This is a genomic window from Kitasatospora sp. NPDC048715, assembly GCF_043198905.1.
Lineage (GTDB): Bacteria > Actinomycetota > Actinomycetes > Streptomycetales > Streptomycetaceae > Kitasatospora > Kitasatospora lactacystinica.
Window position 1 is genome coordinate 199132 of sequence record NZ_JBICVH010000006.1, and the last position, 13673, is coordinate 212804.

General features: G+C 71.5%; 14 protein-coding genes and 2 pseudogenes. 9 read left to right on the forward strand and 7 right to left on the reverse strand.

Annotated features, from left to right (window positions below; all coding sequences use genetic code 11):
• Window positions 1-1037 precede the first annotated feature (1037 nt).
• Entirely contained in the window at window positions 1038-1823 is a 786-nt protein-coding gene (locus ACGFSC_RS14110; protein WP_359896671.1) for an SMI1/KNR4 family protein, read from the forward strand.
• Window positions 1824-2307: 484 nt separating this feature from the next.
• Here ACGFSC_RS14110 and ACGFSC_RS14115 read toward each other — a convergent pair whose 3' ends face one another.
• Window positions 2308-2916, reverse strand: a complete 609-nt coding sequence (locus ACGFSC_RS14115) for an SMI1/KNR4 family protein (protein WP_359896673.1) — start codon at window positions 2914-2916, stop codon at window positions 2308-2310.
• Between the two features lie 242 nt (window positions 2917-3158).
• Between ACGFSC_RS14115 and ACGFSC_RS14120 the strand changes: the two genes are divergently transcribed.
• Complete coding sequence (locus tag ACGFSC_RS14120; RefSeq protein ID WP_359896674.1) at window positions 3159-3689, forward strand: hypothetical protein; 531 nt, start codon at window positions 3159-3161, stop codon at window positions 3687-3689.
• A 115-nt stretch (window positions 3690-3804) separates the two neighbouring features.
• Window positions 3805-4206 (forward strand): hypothetical protein, encoded by a 402-nt coding sequence (locus tag ACGFSC_RS14125; protein ID WP_359896676.1) that lies wholly within the window; start codon window positions 3805-3807, stop codon window positions 4204-4206.
• Here the strand turns inward: ACGFSC_RS14125 and ACGFSC_RS14130 are convergent.
• Together ACGFSC_RS14130 and ACGFSC_RS14135 are read right to left on the reverse strand one after the other, a co-directional pair.
• On the reverse strand, window positions 4174-4455 hold the full coding sequence (locus ACGFSC_RS14130) for a hypothetical protein (protein ID WP_359896678.1): 282 nt from the start codon (window positions 4453-4455) through the stop codon (window positions 4174-4176). The two genes, ACGFSC_RS14125 and ACGFSC_RS14130, sit on opposite strands and share 33 nt — an antisense overlap.
• The gene (locus ACGFSC_RS14135; RefSeq protein ID WP_392863421.1) at window positions 4392-5027 is read right to left on the reverse strand and encodes an IS5 family transposase; all 636 of its coding nucleotides are present in this window, start codon (window positions 5025-5027) and stop codon (window positions 4392-4394) included. The genes ACGFSC_RS14130 and ACGFSC_RS14135 overlap by 64 nt, the downstream gene beginning before the upstream one ends.
• A 150-nt stretch (window positions 5028-5177) precedes the next feature.
• Between ACGFSC_RS14135 and ACGFSC_RS14140 the strand changes: the two genes are divergently transcribed.
• Together ACGFSC_RS14140 and ACGFSC_RS14145 are read left to right on the forward strand one after the other, a co-directional pair.
• Complete coding sequence (locus ACGFSC_RS14140) at window positions 5178-6749, forward strand: histidine kinase (RefSeq protein WP_359896680.1); 1572 nt, start codon at window positions 5178-5180, stop codon at window positions 6747-6749.
• 61 nt (window positions 6750-6810) lie between these two features.
• On the forward strand, window positions 6811-7515 hold the full coding sequence (locus ACGFSC_RS14145; RefSeq protein WP_359896681.1) for a response regulator transcription factor: 705 nt from the start codon (window positions 6811-6813) through the stop codon (window positions 7513-7515).
• Window positions 7516-7719: 204 nt separating this feature from the next.
• Here the strand turns inward: ACGFSC_RS14145 and ACGFSC_RS14150 are convergent.
• Window positions 7720-7953, reverse strand: a pseudogene (locus tag ACGFSC_RS14150) (phosphatase PAP2 family protein); the annotation flags it as partial.
• A gap of 25 nt (window positions 7954-7978) precedes the next feature.
• Here ACGFSC_RS14150 and ACGFSC_RS14155 point away from each other — a divergent pair.
• The 3 genes from ACGFSC_RS14155 to ACGFSC_RS14165 all read left to right on the forward strand — a co-directional run bounded on the left by ACGFSC_RS14155 (window position 7979) and on the right by ACGFSC_RS14165 (window position 9800).
• A complete protein-coding gene (locus ACGFSC_RS14155) occupies window positions 7979-8158 on the forward strand; it encodes a hypothetical protein (protein ID WP_359896845.1) in 180 nt (59 codons plus the stop codon).
• 302 nt (window positions 8159-8460) lie between these two features.
• Window positions 8461-9057: an alpha/beta hydrolase gene (locus ACGFSC_RS14160; RefSeq protein WP_359896682.1), complete on the forward strand. Its 597-nt coding sequence runs from the start codon at window positions 8461-8463 to the stop codon at window positions 9055-9057.
• A 239-nt stretch (window positions 9058-9296) separates the two neighbouring features.
• Window positions 9297-9800 (forward strand): hypothetical protein, encoded by a 504-nt coding sequence (locus ACGFSC_RS14165; RefSeq protein WP_359896684.1) that lies wholly within the window; start codon window positions 9297-9299, stop codon window positions 9798-9800.
• Between the two features lie 489 nt (window positions 9801-10289).
• Here ACGFSC_RS14165 and ACGFSC_RS14170 read toward each other — a convergent pair whose 3' ends face one another.
• Window positions 10290-11456 carry an IS110 family transposase gene (locus tag ACGFSC_RS14170; RefSeq protein ID WP_359896838.1) on the reverse strand — a complete coding sequence of 389 codons (1167 nt, stop codon included), beginning with the start codon at window positions 11454-11456 and terminating at the stop codon, window positions 10290-10292.
• 284 nt (window positions 11457-11740) lie between these two features.
• Between ACGFSC_RS14170 and ACGFSC_RS14175 the strand changes: the two genes are divergently transcribed.
• Window positions 11741-12850 carry a hypothetical protein gene (locus ACGFSC_RS14175; protein WP_359896686.1) on the forward strand — a complete coding sequence of 370 codons (1110 nt, stop codon included), beginning with the start codon at window positions 11741-11743 and terminating at the stop codon, window positions 12848-12850.
• 324 nt (window positions 12851-13174) lie between these two features.
• Here ACGFSC_RS14175 and ACGFSC_RS14180 read toward each other — a convergent pair.
• Together ACGFSC_RS14180 and ACGFSC_RS14185 are read right to left on the reverse strand one after the other, a co-directional pair.
• Window positions 13175-13427 (reverse strand): annotated as a pseudogene (locus tag ACGFSC_RS14180) (type II toxin-antitoxin system RelE/ParE family toxin).
• A complete protein-coding gene (locus ACGFSC_RS14185) occupies window positions 13424-13669 on the reverse strand; it encodes a type II toxin-antitoxin system Phd/YefM family antitoxin (RefSeq protein ID WP_359896688.1) in 246 nt (81 codons plus the stop codon). The pseudogene ACGFSC_RS14180 and the gene ACGFSC_RS14185 overlap by 4 nt, the downstream one beginning before the upstream one ends.
• Between the last annotated feature and the right edge of the window lie 4 nt (window positions 13670-13673).

Below are 13673 nucleotides of genomic sequence, written 5' to 3' on the forward strand. Positions count from 1 at the left end.
CGTTGGCGTCCTCCCCGCAGGTGCGGGGGTCAGCCGATGCCCACCCCGGCAGAGGTCTCCGCACTGCAGTTCTCCCCGCGAGCGCGGGGGTCAGCCGCAGCCGACCACCGCCGGCTCGCCGCCGAGCAGGTCTTCCCCGCGCCCGCGGGGGTCAGCCGGCCGCGCTCGACGGCGGTGGCGAGGCCTGATGGTCCTCCGCGCGCCCGCGGGGGTCAGCCGCCGGAGCCCGTTCCGGGCTCTCGTCCGATCGCGTCCTCCCCGCGAGCGCGGGGGTCAGCCGACCCACGGCCACGGAGGGCTCTGTCCCCGGTCGTCCTCCCGCGCCCGCGGGGGTCAGCCGGGAAAATTTCCGTCCGCCCCAAGTCAGAGGGGGTCCTCCCCACGCCCGCAGGGGTCAGCCGGTCCGCGAACGCCAGGACCACATCGGGGCAGCGTCCTCCCCGCGAACGCGGGGGTCAGCCGAGACCTGCGCAAGCACGCCGCCGTGTCCGGAGGTCCTCCCCGCGGGCGCGGGGGTCAGCCGACGCTCCTTGATCACGTGATGGCCGTCCCCGAGTTCTCCCCGCGGGCGCGGGAGTCAGCCGTGTACCGGGTGCTGCTGCGGGACCTCGGGCTGGTTCTCCCCGCGGGCGCGGGGGTCAGCCGTCCTGAGCCAGGACGACCCGCCACCGATCCCGGTCCTCCCCGCATGCGCGGGGGTCAGCCGACTCTCCTCTCCTCCTCTCCCGGCGCAGCTGGGTCCTCCCCGTGCCCGCAGGGGGTCAGCCGAACTACGTCGACAACATGGTGAGCTTGCTGCGGTCCTCCCCGCACCCGCGGGGGTCAGCCGCGATCGGGCGACGCATCGCGTACTGGCGCGCGGTTCTCCCCGCGCCCGCGGGGGGTCAGCCGTCCGGCCGGTCGTGGCAGATCACCAGCTACGCGTCCTTGTAGTTTCCAATTTGACCTGTCACATTCCGGACGAGTTGTCATCAGCTTGTCGCTGGCGACAACTCGTCCGGATACCCACCGTTGCCCCGCGGCTATGCTCCCGGTGCGTGACCGCTGCTTCGCATGATGTCTCTACGCCGCCACATCCCGGGCGGCGCCCGGGACCTGCTGGCGAGGCGGCGAACGACGACGCGTTGATCGAGAAGCTGCGAGCACGTGCCTGGGACCCGGGCCAGCGCTTCGATGAGGCTTATGTCCCGACCGCGTGGATAGCAGAGAACTACGGTGCGCACTGGTTGGACCAGTCCCGGGACGGCCGACGCGGGTCCTGCAGCGACGGGACGATTGCGTTCGAATCGTCGATCGAGGTGGTGGCCGCCTATTACGCGGATGCTCCGCGCGGTCCACTATTTGCTCCGGTCACCATGGCGCAGGTTGAGGACGTTGAGCGCAGGTTGGGGCTTCGGCTGCCCGAGTTGCTCCGCCGTGTCTACACCGAGGTCGCAGACGGCGGCTTTGGGCCTGATTGCGGGCTCGTCTCGCTGCGTGACGGGAACCGGCCACCCGGCTATCTGCGCGACTGGCCGTCCGCAGCACGTGCTCGCGAACGCAACCGATCAGAGGGGGTGCCAGAGTCGTGGTTCGAGCTGACGGCAGGCGGCTGCTCGATGTACTGGCACGTCTCGTTGCTTGCCGTTGACAACCCGGTGCTGCTCTACGACTGCGACCGCTGGGTTCCCGAGTGGGGCGAGGATCCTCACGACGGGCTGTCCTATGCGGCCGAGTCGCTGCGGAAGTGGCTCTGGACGTGGGCCGAAGGGGGCGACGTCTGGGGAGAGGTCCTGGACCGACGATCTGAAGTAGACGACAAGTCGTCCGGACAGAATCAATGACAAGTCACCCGGACACCCGCCCGATGCCCCAGGTCAAGCTCACCCGGCATGACAAGTGATGCTGGAACCTACAGTCCTCCCCGCGCCGCGGGGGTCAGCCAGCCGGTACTTGTTCGGCAGGACGGCGCAGTCCGTTCTCCCCGCGCCCGCAGCGGCAGCCGTCGGAGGGCGTCATCATCGGCGAACAAGGCGGGTCCTCCCCGCGCCCGCGGGGGTCAGCCGGAGGTCCCGGTGAAGCAGGACGACCACGGCATGTCCTCCCCGCGAGCGCGGGGGTGACCCCACTGTCGACGATGCCGCCCTGGCAGCAGGATCGGCCCCGCCCGTACGAGGATGACCCCGGCAAGGGCGGCTGGACCGTCGTACGGGACCTATCGGGCTCGCGCTCGCGGGGGTGGAGGGTCTCGGCGTCCGTGTGATACGGGCAACCATGCGACCTGCGGCTTCGTCCCCATTCTCAACCGGATGACGCGGCTTCGGATTCTCAGAGTCGTGACAGATCCTCGCGATCGCGGTGCTGCCTCTCGATGCGGTCAACCGGCGCTCGCAGGGCGGATGAGGTCAGTTCCAGGTCGCGGTTGTCGCGCCCAGCTAGCATGTGGTCGAGCCAGCGTTCGTACCAGGCCAGGAAGTCTGTGGCCGACGAGACGTTGGGGCCCCAGAAGCCGTCGGCGTTTCCGGTGACGACGCGGCCCGCCAGGGGACCCGTGATGCCGAGAAGCACCAGGTCGGAGCACCCCGCCTCGATGATGTGCAGGAACAGGTCACTTCGGCGAGACGGGCCGCCGGCGAACGTGAACCCCCGAGGGCGGCCGGGCTCGCCGTGGGGGTCCATCGTGAACAGCCGACATGACTGCAACCGCAGCAGGCCGTAGAAAGGCGATGCGCCGCCCCCGCCCAGCGTGGTCAGGAAGCTGCGGTAGGGGTCGGGCAGTTCGATGTGGCGGTCGGCCTCGAACTCGGCGACCTTCGCGTCCGGCAACGGGGGTTCGAGGCGGAACCCGTGCTTCTCTTCGCCGAAGGAGTAGCTTCGCAGCGCGGCATAGGGCACCTTGGCGAGCTTGCGTCGGATGCGGGCGATCCGGGAGTCCATGTGAACTCTTCTCTCTGTCCTCCGCAAACTACCTGCTGTGGACAGCGATGTCCTGTCGCGTTGAGCTTGTCTGTGGATCTTGCACTGAGCTGCAAGGTTGCCAGGTCGAGTGAGAACGCTCGGCGCGGGATTCTCAGTGCATCTGGCTTCTGCGGAATCCAGGGTGGGCTGCGAGCCGAGTGATGGCGGGACCGTCGTGGGGAATCTGGGCTGGGCCCCAGGGCGACGTAGGCTCATGGGTTGTGAGCCAACAGGATGAGGTCGGGAAGACCCGCTATCTGGTCCTTCATGACTATGGGATGGGCGGTCTGTGGTGGTGGGTGTGGGCGGGCTCGGCCGAGGAGATCGTCAGTGCCTGCGCCGAGGTTGAGGTGATCGCGGACCCGGATGCCGTGAGACGTGCCGAGACGTGGGGTTTGAAGGAGGTCCGTCTTGACGATCCGGACTCGAATCCGCTGTCCAGCCTCCGCGCTCAGCGGGATGCCCAGCGTGGTCAGCCGGGATTCGGTGTCCTGGCGGGACGGGACCGTGTATGCCTGCGTTGGCCTGAAGGCGAGGAAGGAGAGGTCTTCCTGATGGAACTCGGGCCGGACGGACGGCGGTTGCGGCAGGTTGAGATCCGCCCGGACGGTGGTTCGGTCAAGACGGGCATTGAGGATTGGCCGTTCAACCCGCCGTTCGACCTTCGTGATCCGCAGTATGTGTCCATGGAGATCGGCCCTGGTGACTTTGAGGAAGTGTGGCAGCGGGCTCGTCACGAGTCCGAAGGCTGATCAAGCGGCTTCCCGGGCTGTGTGATGTCGGCAGAAGTGCTGTTAGAACTCCTAACGAAATGATCTTCGATGAGTCGGTTCCAGTCGCTGGGGTGCTATCGGGCAGCATGGGGCGATGAACTCGGATGAGCCGGTGCCCCGGGAGTTGAAGGTCCTCGATACGACCTCGCTGATCAGGCTGGAGGAGCGGGCATGCGAGCTCGGTCTCAACCAGCGGTTGGACCCGGTATGGGTGCAGGCGAATGCGGCGTCCAATGGAACCCACTATCTGTGGCCGGCCCTGTGGAACAGCCTGCCGCATCGCCCCGGCATCCCGCGTCAGATTCGGTGCGAACTGCTCATCACGCTTCGCTCGGGAGACCGCGTGATGAGCCTGCTGGACGTCCTGCCTGGTGGCTTCGCCCCTCTGGCGAGAGTGACCTCACGGGCCGAGGGTATGCAGGTCAGTCAGCTCCTGGACAGCTCCCCGAGCGTCAGGGAATGGCTACTGAGCAGGGGAGTCCCGGACCGGCCGTGAGAGCCGGCGCCAGCAGATGAGTGCGCATCCCAGGGCCAGGAAGGCCTCGTGGATGTCATCGCGGATCTCCCCGCGGATACGCAGGCGTCGGAACCAGTACAGGTGGGCGAAGGCGCGTTCCACGACCCACCGTTGAGTGCCGAGTCCGGAGCCGTGCTCGATGCCCCGGCGGGCGATGAGCGGCTTCACGCCGAGGTTCCAGACCAGGCGGCGGTACCTGTCGTGGTCATAGCCGCGGTCACCGAGCACGGCGTCGGGCCGGCGCGCCGGGGCCGGCCGCGCTTGCCGCGAACGGACGGCACTGCCTGAAGCAGTGGAATGAGCTGGGTGACGTCATTGCGGTTGCCGCCGGTCAGGGTGACGGCGAGCGGGATGCCGGTGGCATCGGTGATCAGGTGGTGCTTGCTGCCCGTCCTGCCCCGGTCGACAGGACTTCGTCCCGTCTTGGATCCCCCTTTGACGCCCGGTTGTGAGAGCCGTCCACCGCCGCCCAGGAGAAGTCGAGGGCGTTCGCGCTGCGGAGCTTGGCCAGGAGGACCTCGTGGAGCCGGGGCCAGACGGCCGGCCTCCGTCCACTCGGCCAGGCGGCGCCAGCAGGTCATGCCCGACCCGAAGCCGAGTTCCTGCGGGAGATGTTCCCAGCTGATCCCGGTGTGCAGGACGAACAGGATGCCCTGGAACACCAGTCGGTCCGGATGCCGCTTCCGTCCTGGATGCCGCACGCGCCGCTCAACCTTGGGCAGCAGCGGTTCGATCACCGCCCACAATTCGTCGTCAACATGCCACGGCTTCGGCCGAGCCACCCCACACCCCCGGATCATCACTTCCAGAACGATCCAGCCACCTCGAAGATCATTTCGTTAGGAGTTCTAAGTCGCCCGAGGCCAGGCCGACCCAGGTCGGGCCCGAGGCGACTCGGGCATGACTTTCGACAGATCCGCTGCGGCAACGGCTTTTGTAGGGTCGTGGGCATGCGGATGAGTGGGGCGGCGCTGCCCGTGGTGGCGGCGGTGTGTATCGGGCTGGGTGTCACGAGCCTCTGGTGGGCGCTGCCCGCGATCGGGGTCTCCTTCCTGGCCGGGCTGCGGATGGAGCGGGTACGGCCGGCGGCGGTGGTGTTCGCCGTCCTGGTGGCGGCCGGGGTGCTGGTGGTCGGCTCGGTGCCCTCCTGGATCGTTCTGGGCCTGCGGTTCGTCGCGCTCGCCGTGAGCACCGGGATGGGCCCGTGGCTGCTGGGCCGGTTCTGGCGGCAGTCGCAGGAGCTCGTGCGCGCCGGGTGGGAGCGGGCCGAGCGGCTGGAGCGCGAGCGGCAACTCGTCGCGGAGCAGGCCAGGTTGCGCGAACGGGCCCGGATCGCCCAGGACATGCACGACGCCCTCGGGCACGACCTCAGCCTGATCGCGCTGCGCGCCGGGGCCCTCAAGCTCGCCCCCGGCCTGGCCCCGCCCCACCGGGAGGCCGTCCAGGAGATCCGGGCGGGTGCGGCCGCCGCCGTCGACCGACTCGGCGAAGTGATCGGCATCCTGCGCGACGGAGACGGGGGAGAGGGAGGCACTTCCGCGGCCCACGGGCCGGCCGACTCGGACATCCCGCAGCTCGTCGCCGAGGCGGCCGCCGCCGGACTGGACGTCCGCTCGGAGATCAGCGGGGAGACGGAAGGGATCCCGCGCGCCACCGAGCACGCCGCGTACCGAGTGGTGCAGGAGGCCATGACCAACGCCGCCAAGCACGCACCGCGAGCGTCCGTCACCGTGGAGGTGGCGTACTCGGACGACGGCGTCCGCGTACGGGTGGCCAACGGCCCCGCGCCTGCGACAGTGCCCGGACCCACGCCCGCACCCGCACCCGCGCCCGCCGCCCGCCGAGCGGCGTCGCCGCAACCCGCGTCAACCCCGCTCGGCGCAACGCCCACCGCAACGCCCACCGGAGCGTTCTCCGGAACCCCTGTCGCGGCTCCCGCAGCGGCTCCCGCAGCGGTTCCCGCAGCGCCGCCCATCGGCGGGCACGGCCTGGTCGGGCTCGCCGAGCGGGTCCGGCTCGCGGGCGGCACCCTTGCCCACGGGGCCCGCGCGGACGGCGGGTTCGAGATCGTGGCCGACCTGCCGCGCAATGCCGCCGGGCCCGTCCCGCCGCTGCCCCCCGCTCCGCCGTCACCGGTCCGCGAACTGCGGCAGGCACGGCGCAGGGTGGGCCGGACGCTGGCCGCCGTGGTGCTCGTCCCGCTGACGACGGCCGTGCTGCTCACCGTGGCGCTGCGAGTATGGACGCTCTACGTGGTCAGCCTGTCGGTGCTGGACCCGGGGGTCTTCGCCTCCCTCCAGGTGGGGCAGGACCAGGCCTCGGTCGAGCGGCTGCTGCCGGGCCACCGGCTGCCGTACCGCCCGCCGAGCGGGCCGTCGACGCCGGCAGCGCCAACGGGAGAGGGGGTCTCGTGCACGTACTACGCCATCACCGCCCAGCTGTTCGTGGACCGGGCCGGAGACGCCTACCGGATCTGCTTCCGGGACTCCCGGCTGGTCTCGCGTGATGTGCTCGTCTCCTGACCTCCCCCACGACGTCCTTCCCCGCACCACCTCCGTACCGAGCGACCGACAGGAGCCGCCGATGACCACCGCACCGATCCGGGTGCTGCTCGCCGACGACGAGCCCATGATCCGCGCGGGACTGCGCGCCGTGCTCACCACCGACCCGGGCATCGAGATCGTCGCCGAGACCGGGGACGGCCGGGAGGCCGTCGAACTGGTCCGACGCCACCGGCCTGACGTCGCCGTGCTGGACATCCGGATGCCCGGGACGGACGGCATCACGGCAGCTGCCGAGATCCGTCGGAACGGCCTGGCCTCCGGAGTGCTCATGCTGACCACCTTCGGTGAGGACGACTACATCCTGCGCGCGCTCAGCGGCGGTGCGAACGGATTCCTGATCAAGTCCGGCGAGCCCGAGGAACTGCTCGCCGGGGTGCACGCGGTGGCGGCAGGAGCGGCCTACCTCTCACCCAAGGTGGCCGCCCGGGTGGTCGCCCACCTGGCCGCCACCGGGGCCGGCCACCCCGCCGACCGGCGTGCCGGTGCCCGGGAACAGGTGGCCGCCCTGACCACCCGGGAACGGGACGTGCTGACGCTGATCGCCGCCGGGCTGTCCAACGGTCGGATCGCCCGTCGGCTGGGGGTGGTGGAAGGCACCGTGAAGGCCCATGTGAGCTCCATCCTGGCGAGGCTGGGGGTGGCCAACCGGGCGGCCGCCGCCGTCCTCGCCCACGAGGCCGGGCTGACCCTCGGCGCGACCTGCGCGGGCGGCCCGCGGGACTGAGCCCGCCGTGCCCGGTGCCGCGGCCCGGTCCGGCGCCGACGGCACCGGGGGCACCGATGGCGTCGACGGTGCCGACAACAGCAGCCCGAGGACCGGCACCCCGGTCAGGGCCGTCACCGCGGTGGTGGCCGCCGGCCGCAGGGCGAGGACCGCGGCCGCCGTGACCGCGGCGCCGAGCGCGGCACCGGCGAGCACGTCGTGCGGGTAGTGCACCCCGGCCGCCACCCGCAGGGCGGCCGTGGCACCGCCGACGGGTATGACCAGCAGCGCCCAGCGCGGGCGCAGCAGGACCAGCCCCGTCGCCAGCGCGACCGCCAGGGTGGCGTGGTTGCTGGGGAACGACCAGTCCCCCGGTGGCGGACAGTCGGCGACCGCCCTGCCGGGCAACCCGGCCAGCGCCCGGCAGGGCCGCTCCTCGTCGAGCAGCACCTTCAGCATTTCGCTCGCCCCGTAGGCCAGCACCGTGCCGAGCCCGACCAGCGCCACCCCCGCGACCGCCCCGGTGGCCCGCCTGGTTCGGGCCGTCCACCAGCAGAACGCCAGCAGCAGCCCCAGTACCAGCAGCCCGATCTCGGTGGCCGGCCCCGGCAGCGAGGCCACCGCGTGCGGGGCGTCGCCGACGGCCTCCACCGTCCGCCGGTAGCCGTCGGCCGACCACCCGGCCGACGCCCGAGCCGGCCCCGCCCCGCCACTGCGCTCCGGCGCCAGCCACGCCACCACCCCGGCCCCCGCGCCGAGCATGGCCGCGGCGAGGACGGGCCTGGGCCTGGGCCTGGCCGCGGCCCTCGTCGTGCCGGTCTTCCCCGCATTCCTGTCCGTGTACGTCATGGTCCGGACGGTAGAAGCCGAAGAGCCCTTTCCACCCGACCCGAAAGTCAAGCGGAGCCCCTGACGATGGTCGGGGTTGACAGCGCGTCACACCGGTTGACCCCGTAGTCTGCGCCCATGCCGGACCCCTCTGCGCTCGCCGCCCCCACCCGCTTCGCGGGCGCCCCCGACCGCGTCGCGCTCGTCCTTCCCGGAGTCGGGTACACACCCGCCAGGCCCCTCCTCCACTTCGCCCGCGCGGTGCTCCTCCGGCACGGTTGGACCGTCCAGGAACTGTGGTGGCAACTTCCCGACGGGTTCCGCGAGTTCGAGCCGGAGGAGCGGATCGCCTGGGTCGAGCGGCAGGCGGTCCGGGCCGTCGACGCCGAGCACGGCGCCTGCCGCCTGGTCGTCGGCAAGTCCCTCGGCTCCTTCGCCGCCTCCGTCGCCGCCGACCGGGGCCTCCCGGCGGCCTGGCTGACCCCGGTCCTGACCGTCGACCACGTGGTCCGCGCCCTCCACCGCACCGGGGCGCCGACCCTGCTCGTCGGCGGCGCCGCCGACAGGCTGTGGAGCCGCCCGACCGCCGACGCGACCGGCCACGAGGTCCTCGAACTGCCCGCCGCCGACCACGGCCTCGAACTGCCCGACGACCCCGTGGGCTCGATCGACGCCCTACGGCAGGTCACCTCCCGGCTGGGCCGCTTCGTCGCGGCCCTGGGCGCGGGACGGTAGCCCGCCTTCGGCGCGGCCGGTCCAGGAGCTTCCGGGAGCCCCGGTGCGGCCGGTGCCCCCCGAAGCCCGCGCATCGGGAGCCGGTCGGCCGACCCCCACCACACCGCCTTCGATGACGGCACCCCGATCGTCCTGACCCACGGCCGCACCGTCGACCACCGGGTGGGAACAGGTGCTGGGCTCGGCGCTGCTGGTACCGGCGGGGCCCCGGTCGCCGTCGCGAGCTGTTCCGGTACGTCATGGCCCGTCGCACGGAGGCGAGTCGGGAGCTCTTCGCGCGGTGCGTCCGGCCGGGCTGGGAGGCGCACGACCGGGCGGCCGCCGCCGAGCTCGAAGCCGACTTCCTGCTGCCGCACCGGCCCGAGCACCGGGCTCCGCAGCACCGCGGCCACCATCTGCTGGTCACCGCCCGTCAGGACGCCCTGGTCGGCTGGCGCGATCAGCTCGCCCTGCTCGACCACCACCCGCGGATGGCCGCCGCCGTCCTCGACGGTGTCGGCCACAGCCCCCAAGTCGAGGCCGCCGAGGCCGAGCGGGAACTGCACGACGCCGAGGCGGCCCGGGAGCGGGCTGAGGGTGAGGCCGATCGGGCCGGGGCCGCGCTCGCCCGGGCGCGAGAGCGCGACGAACGCGCAGGGTGCGCTCGCGCGGGCCGGCGAGCGGGTGCGCACGGCCGGGGCCGCCGTCGGCGCGGCCCGCCGCGAGGCCGGGTCGGCGAGCGAGGCCGTACGGGAGGCGGCTGAGCGGCTGCACCGCTTCGAGGGGTAGAACGGCGCCGGCGCGCGGTCCGGCTGACGCGGACGGTGCGCTGGCCGGGGACCGGTTCGGGTGTGGGAGGCCGCCCAGATGCCCGGTAGGGCGCCGTGTCGCCTCCGACTGGTTGATCTGCGCCCGGACCTGCACCGGCATCGGCCCCTCCTTGGTCCGGGGCATGCAAAGAGGGCCCGCCTCCCCGGCGTGCGGGGAGGCGGACCCTCGCAAGGTCTCGTGCTCCGCCCTCGCAAACTGCGGTTCACCGCCACCGCGCTGACCAGGGAGTTCTGAACGATCACCCGCAAAACCATGGCGCTCCGTCACACCCGTCGAACAGTGTGACGATCTGGTTCCGGACAGTGATGCCTTGGATCGGGTCACCTTCGCCCGAGCACCCACCACCCCGTCGGCCGGCCGCCACTCTTGACCCGGCACGGTCAGCGCCGTGCCACATCGAAAAGGTGCCCCTATGGTTTTCGTCAAGCGGCGATGGCGGCCTGGGGCTCGTAGAAGGTGCCGTCTCGGAGCATGGCGAAGAGCACGTCGATGCGTCTACGCGCCAGGCAGACGAGGGCGGCGACGTGGTGCTTGCCCTGCCGTCGCTTCTTGTCGTAGTAGGTGCGTGACTCGGGCTGGGACAACGACGCGAACGCGGCGAGGTAAAAGGCGCGTTTGAGCCGCTTGTTGCCGCGGCGCGAGGCATGCTCGCCCCGTATGGAGGAACCGGAGCTCCTGGTCACCGGCGCCAGGCCGGCGTAGGCGGCGAGGTGGCCTGCGGTGGGGAAGCTGGTGGCGTCGCCGACGTCGATAAGGATGCGGGCCGCGGTCCTGACCCCGATGCCGGGCATGGAGGTCAGGACCGGGGAAAGAGGGTGGGCCTCCAGCAGTTCCTCGATGCGGGTGGCGAGGAGTCTGCGCTGGTCGAGCACGGAGCTGAGTGAGCCGGCGAGGCTGGGAACGATCAGTGAAGCGGCTTCTGTGCCGGGAACGGTGACGCTCTGCTCGTCGAGGGCTTCGAAGATGTCCTCGACCAGACGCTCGGCCAGCCGCGGAGCCTTGGGCCGCAGCAGGGTCACCAGCCGGCGCCTGCCGGCCTTCCTCAACTGCTTTGGGGAGCCTTGGCGTTCGAGTAGCGTCAGGACGGCGGGATGGTCCAGTCTGGGACCGAGGACTCGCTCCAGCGAGGGGTGGATCTGGGTGAGCAGGCCGCGCAACCGGTTCTTGATCCTGGTGGACTCGCCAGCCAGGTCGTCGTCGAAGCCGACGATCATCTCCAGCTCGGCGACGGTCTCATCGGATGGTGCCAGGTCGCGCAGGGTGTGCGGCATCGTTCGCGCGGCGTCTGTGATGATCGCGGCGTCGCGGGCGTCGGTCTTGGCCTCGCCCGGGTAGAGGTCGGCGATCCTTCGCATCGTCAGGCCCGGCAGGTAGGCGACACGGCAGCCCGTGTCACGGGCCACCGCCAGCGGCAGGGCACCGATCGAGGCGGGCTGGTCGACCACCACCAGCACGGTGCCGTGCTTGGCCTGCAATTTGCTGAACACCTCACGCAGCTTCGGCTCGGTGTTGGGCAACCGTTTGTCGAAGACCCGCTTGCCCGCCGGGGTCAGGGCGGTGGCATGGTGCTCGCCCTTGCCCACGTCCATGCCCAGGTAGACATCGATGTCACCCGTGTCGATCACGTGCACTCTCCATGTCGCGCCCTCCCCGGCCTCACCTGCGGCATCAGCGTGCCGGCATCCACGTTACGAAGAGCATGCCTTGCCCTGGACGGGATCGGCGCTCGTGCCCCTAATCAGCGGTCTACCGATGCCTCCGATGCCCGGTGACACCACCTTTTCGATCATGATCGACTGGGGAGGCAAGTCATGCCGGGACCGGAGGCCGGGAACCCCGTTGCGGGGTCACGAAAAAGGTAACGGGGAGGCAGATGATGGGCACCACCCGGCAGGTCGAGCTCCTACGGACCGAAGTCGGGCAGATCCTGCGCGAAGGCCTCAAGGAGCTGCGCACCGACAACGCGGCCCTGCGCGCCGACCACACCGCACTGCGCACCGAGCTCACAGCCGCCGTCACCGGGGAGCTGCAGGACGTCCGCGACGAGCTGCGCCGCGTTGTGGGCCGCGACCGCAAGGAGCTGCTCGAGGCCCGCCAGGAGATTCGGGACCTGCGCCGGCAACTGGACGACGCCCGCGCCGGGCGGTCGGCGCAGCGGGCCGCCGACCCCGGCCGGGACCCGGATCCGCCGCCGTTCTTCCACGGGAGCAGTACACCCGCCGTTCCCGCCGGCCCTGGCCCGTTGCCCGGACGCGACAGTGCCTGGAACGGCCAGGAGCCGGCCGCGACCGCCACCGTCGGGCAGGCCGTCACTGCGGCCGGCCAGCCGGCCTCCACCGACCGCACCGTCCAGCCGACCTTCACCGACCGCACCGTCCAGCCGACCTTGCCCATGAAGGAGACCACCGTGCCCGACCAGATCGCCGACGAGCCGAGCAACGAGCCGGTCGGCCCCACGTCCGAGGCCGGTATGGTCGCCGAACTCACCGCGGCCGTCGGCGACCTGCTGCCCGCTACCGAGGCAACCACCGCCCGCCCGGCCTCCACCACGGCGCCTGCGCCGGACACCCTGATCGGCACAAGCCGCCTGGAGGCCGACCTCTTCCACACCCTGACCAGCGCGGCGTGCGTGGGCTCCGCCGAACTGGTCTGCCACCCCCACGCCTGGCAGTTCATCGGCTCCCGCGCCGCGGCCGCCAGCCCGCACTTCCAGTTCCCCGCCGGCATCACCCAGGAGAAGACCGACATGGTCGTCGTCCTGCTGCCCGGCCCCAGCCTCATGGCCGTCATCAAGGCCCTCTACAGCGCCTACTGGCTCGCCGGCAGCGACCTGGCCCGTATCGAAGACCGCGCCCTGGCCCTGGCCTATTACACCGCCATCGCCCACGAGGTCCGCAAAACCCAGCCGGTCACCGCTACCACCGAAACCCCCGAACCCGACCGGCCCCGACTCCGCATCATCATCGACCAGCGCCCCACCTGAACACCTGAGCCGCGCACCAGACCAGCCCCAGCCGGGCTCCCCACACCAACCACCGACACCCGGCTGACATCCAAGGGGGTGGCGTCACTGGTGACGCCACCCCCTTGGATGTCACCGGTGACGCCCGCTACCCCTGGGCCCCGAACTCCAGGACCGTCCCTGCGCTCGCCTTGCCGAGCGGTCGCAGGCCTGCAGGAGGGCGCGCACCTCGGCGACGAGGTGTCCGGGACGGAGGGTTCTCCAATCCGCCGCCGACCGTTCCGCGACGGCGAAGGCCGGGCCCGTCGGGGATTCGACGGGCCCGGCCTGGGCCCGCGCGGTCGGTCAGCCGGTGCGGCCGAGGTGGATCACAACGATGGTGACGGCGGCCTCGGTGATCTCGTACATGACGCGGTAGAGGCCGACGTGCATCCGCCGCAGGTCGGGCGAGCCGTACTCCGCGGTGCCCGGCGGGCGGGGGGAGTCGGCGAGCAGGTCCACGGCGTCCATGACCTGCCGCAGGCCTTCGGGGTCGTCCTTGAGGAAGCGGGCGGCCGCGTTGATGGGCCGGCTCGTCCCAGATGATCGTGCAGCTCAAGCGGCGGGCCCCATGCCGAGCTGGGCGCGGACCTGCTCGTGCGGGATGGCCGTGGCCGTGCCGGCCGCCTGCCGGGCCCGGTACTGGGCCAGGGCGAGGGCGTCCTCCAGGTCGGCCAGCTCCTGGGGGTTGATGAGGACCGCGGCGGGCTGGCCATGGTCGGTGATGGTGATGCGCTCGCGGGCGTGGGAGGCACGCCGCACCAGCGTCCCGAGGCAGGCCCGGGCTTCCGTGATCGGCAAGGTG

Coding starts and splice junctions, on each gene's coding strand:
- ACGFSC_RS14115 (WP_359896673.1), bottom strand. CDS start 2,916: ATGGACTCCCGGATCGCCCGCATCCGACGCAAGCTCGCCAAGGTGCCC.
- ACGFSC_RS14125 (WP_359896676.1), top strand. CDS start 3,805: ATGAACTCGGATGAGCCGGTGCCCCGGGAGTTGAAGGTCCTCGATACG.
- ACGFSC_RS14135 (WP_392863421.1), bottom strand. CDS start 5,027: ATGATCCGGGGGTGTGGGGTGGCTCGGCCGAAGCCGTGGCATGTTGAC.
- ACGFSC_RS14140 (WP_359896680.1), top strand. CDS start 5,178: ATGCGGATGAGTGGGGCGGCGCTGCCCGTGGTGGCGGCGGTGTGTATC.
- ACGFSC_RS14145 (WP_359896681.1), top strand. CDS start 6,811: ATGACCACCGCACCGATCCGGGTGCTGCTCGCCGACGACGAGCCCATG.
- ACGFSC_RS14160 (WP_359896682.1), top strand. CDS start 8,461: ATGCCGGACCCCTCTGCGCTCGCCGCCCCCACCCGCTTCGCGGGCGCC.
- ACGFSC_RS14165 (WP_359896684.1), top strand. CDS start 9,297: ATGGCCCGTCGCACGGAGGCGAGTCGGGAGCTCTTCGCGCGGTGCGTC.
- ACGFSC_RS14170 (WP_359896838.1), bottom strand. CDS start 11,456: ATGGACGTGGGCAAGGGCGAGCACCATGCCACCGCCCTGACCCCGGCG.
- ACGFSC_RS14175 (WP_359896686.1), top strand. CDS start 11,741: ATGATGGGCACCACCCGGCAGGTCGAGCTCCTACGGACCGAAGTCGGG.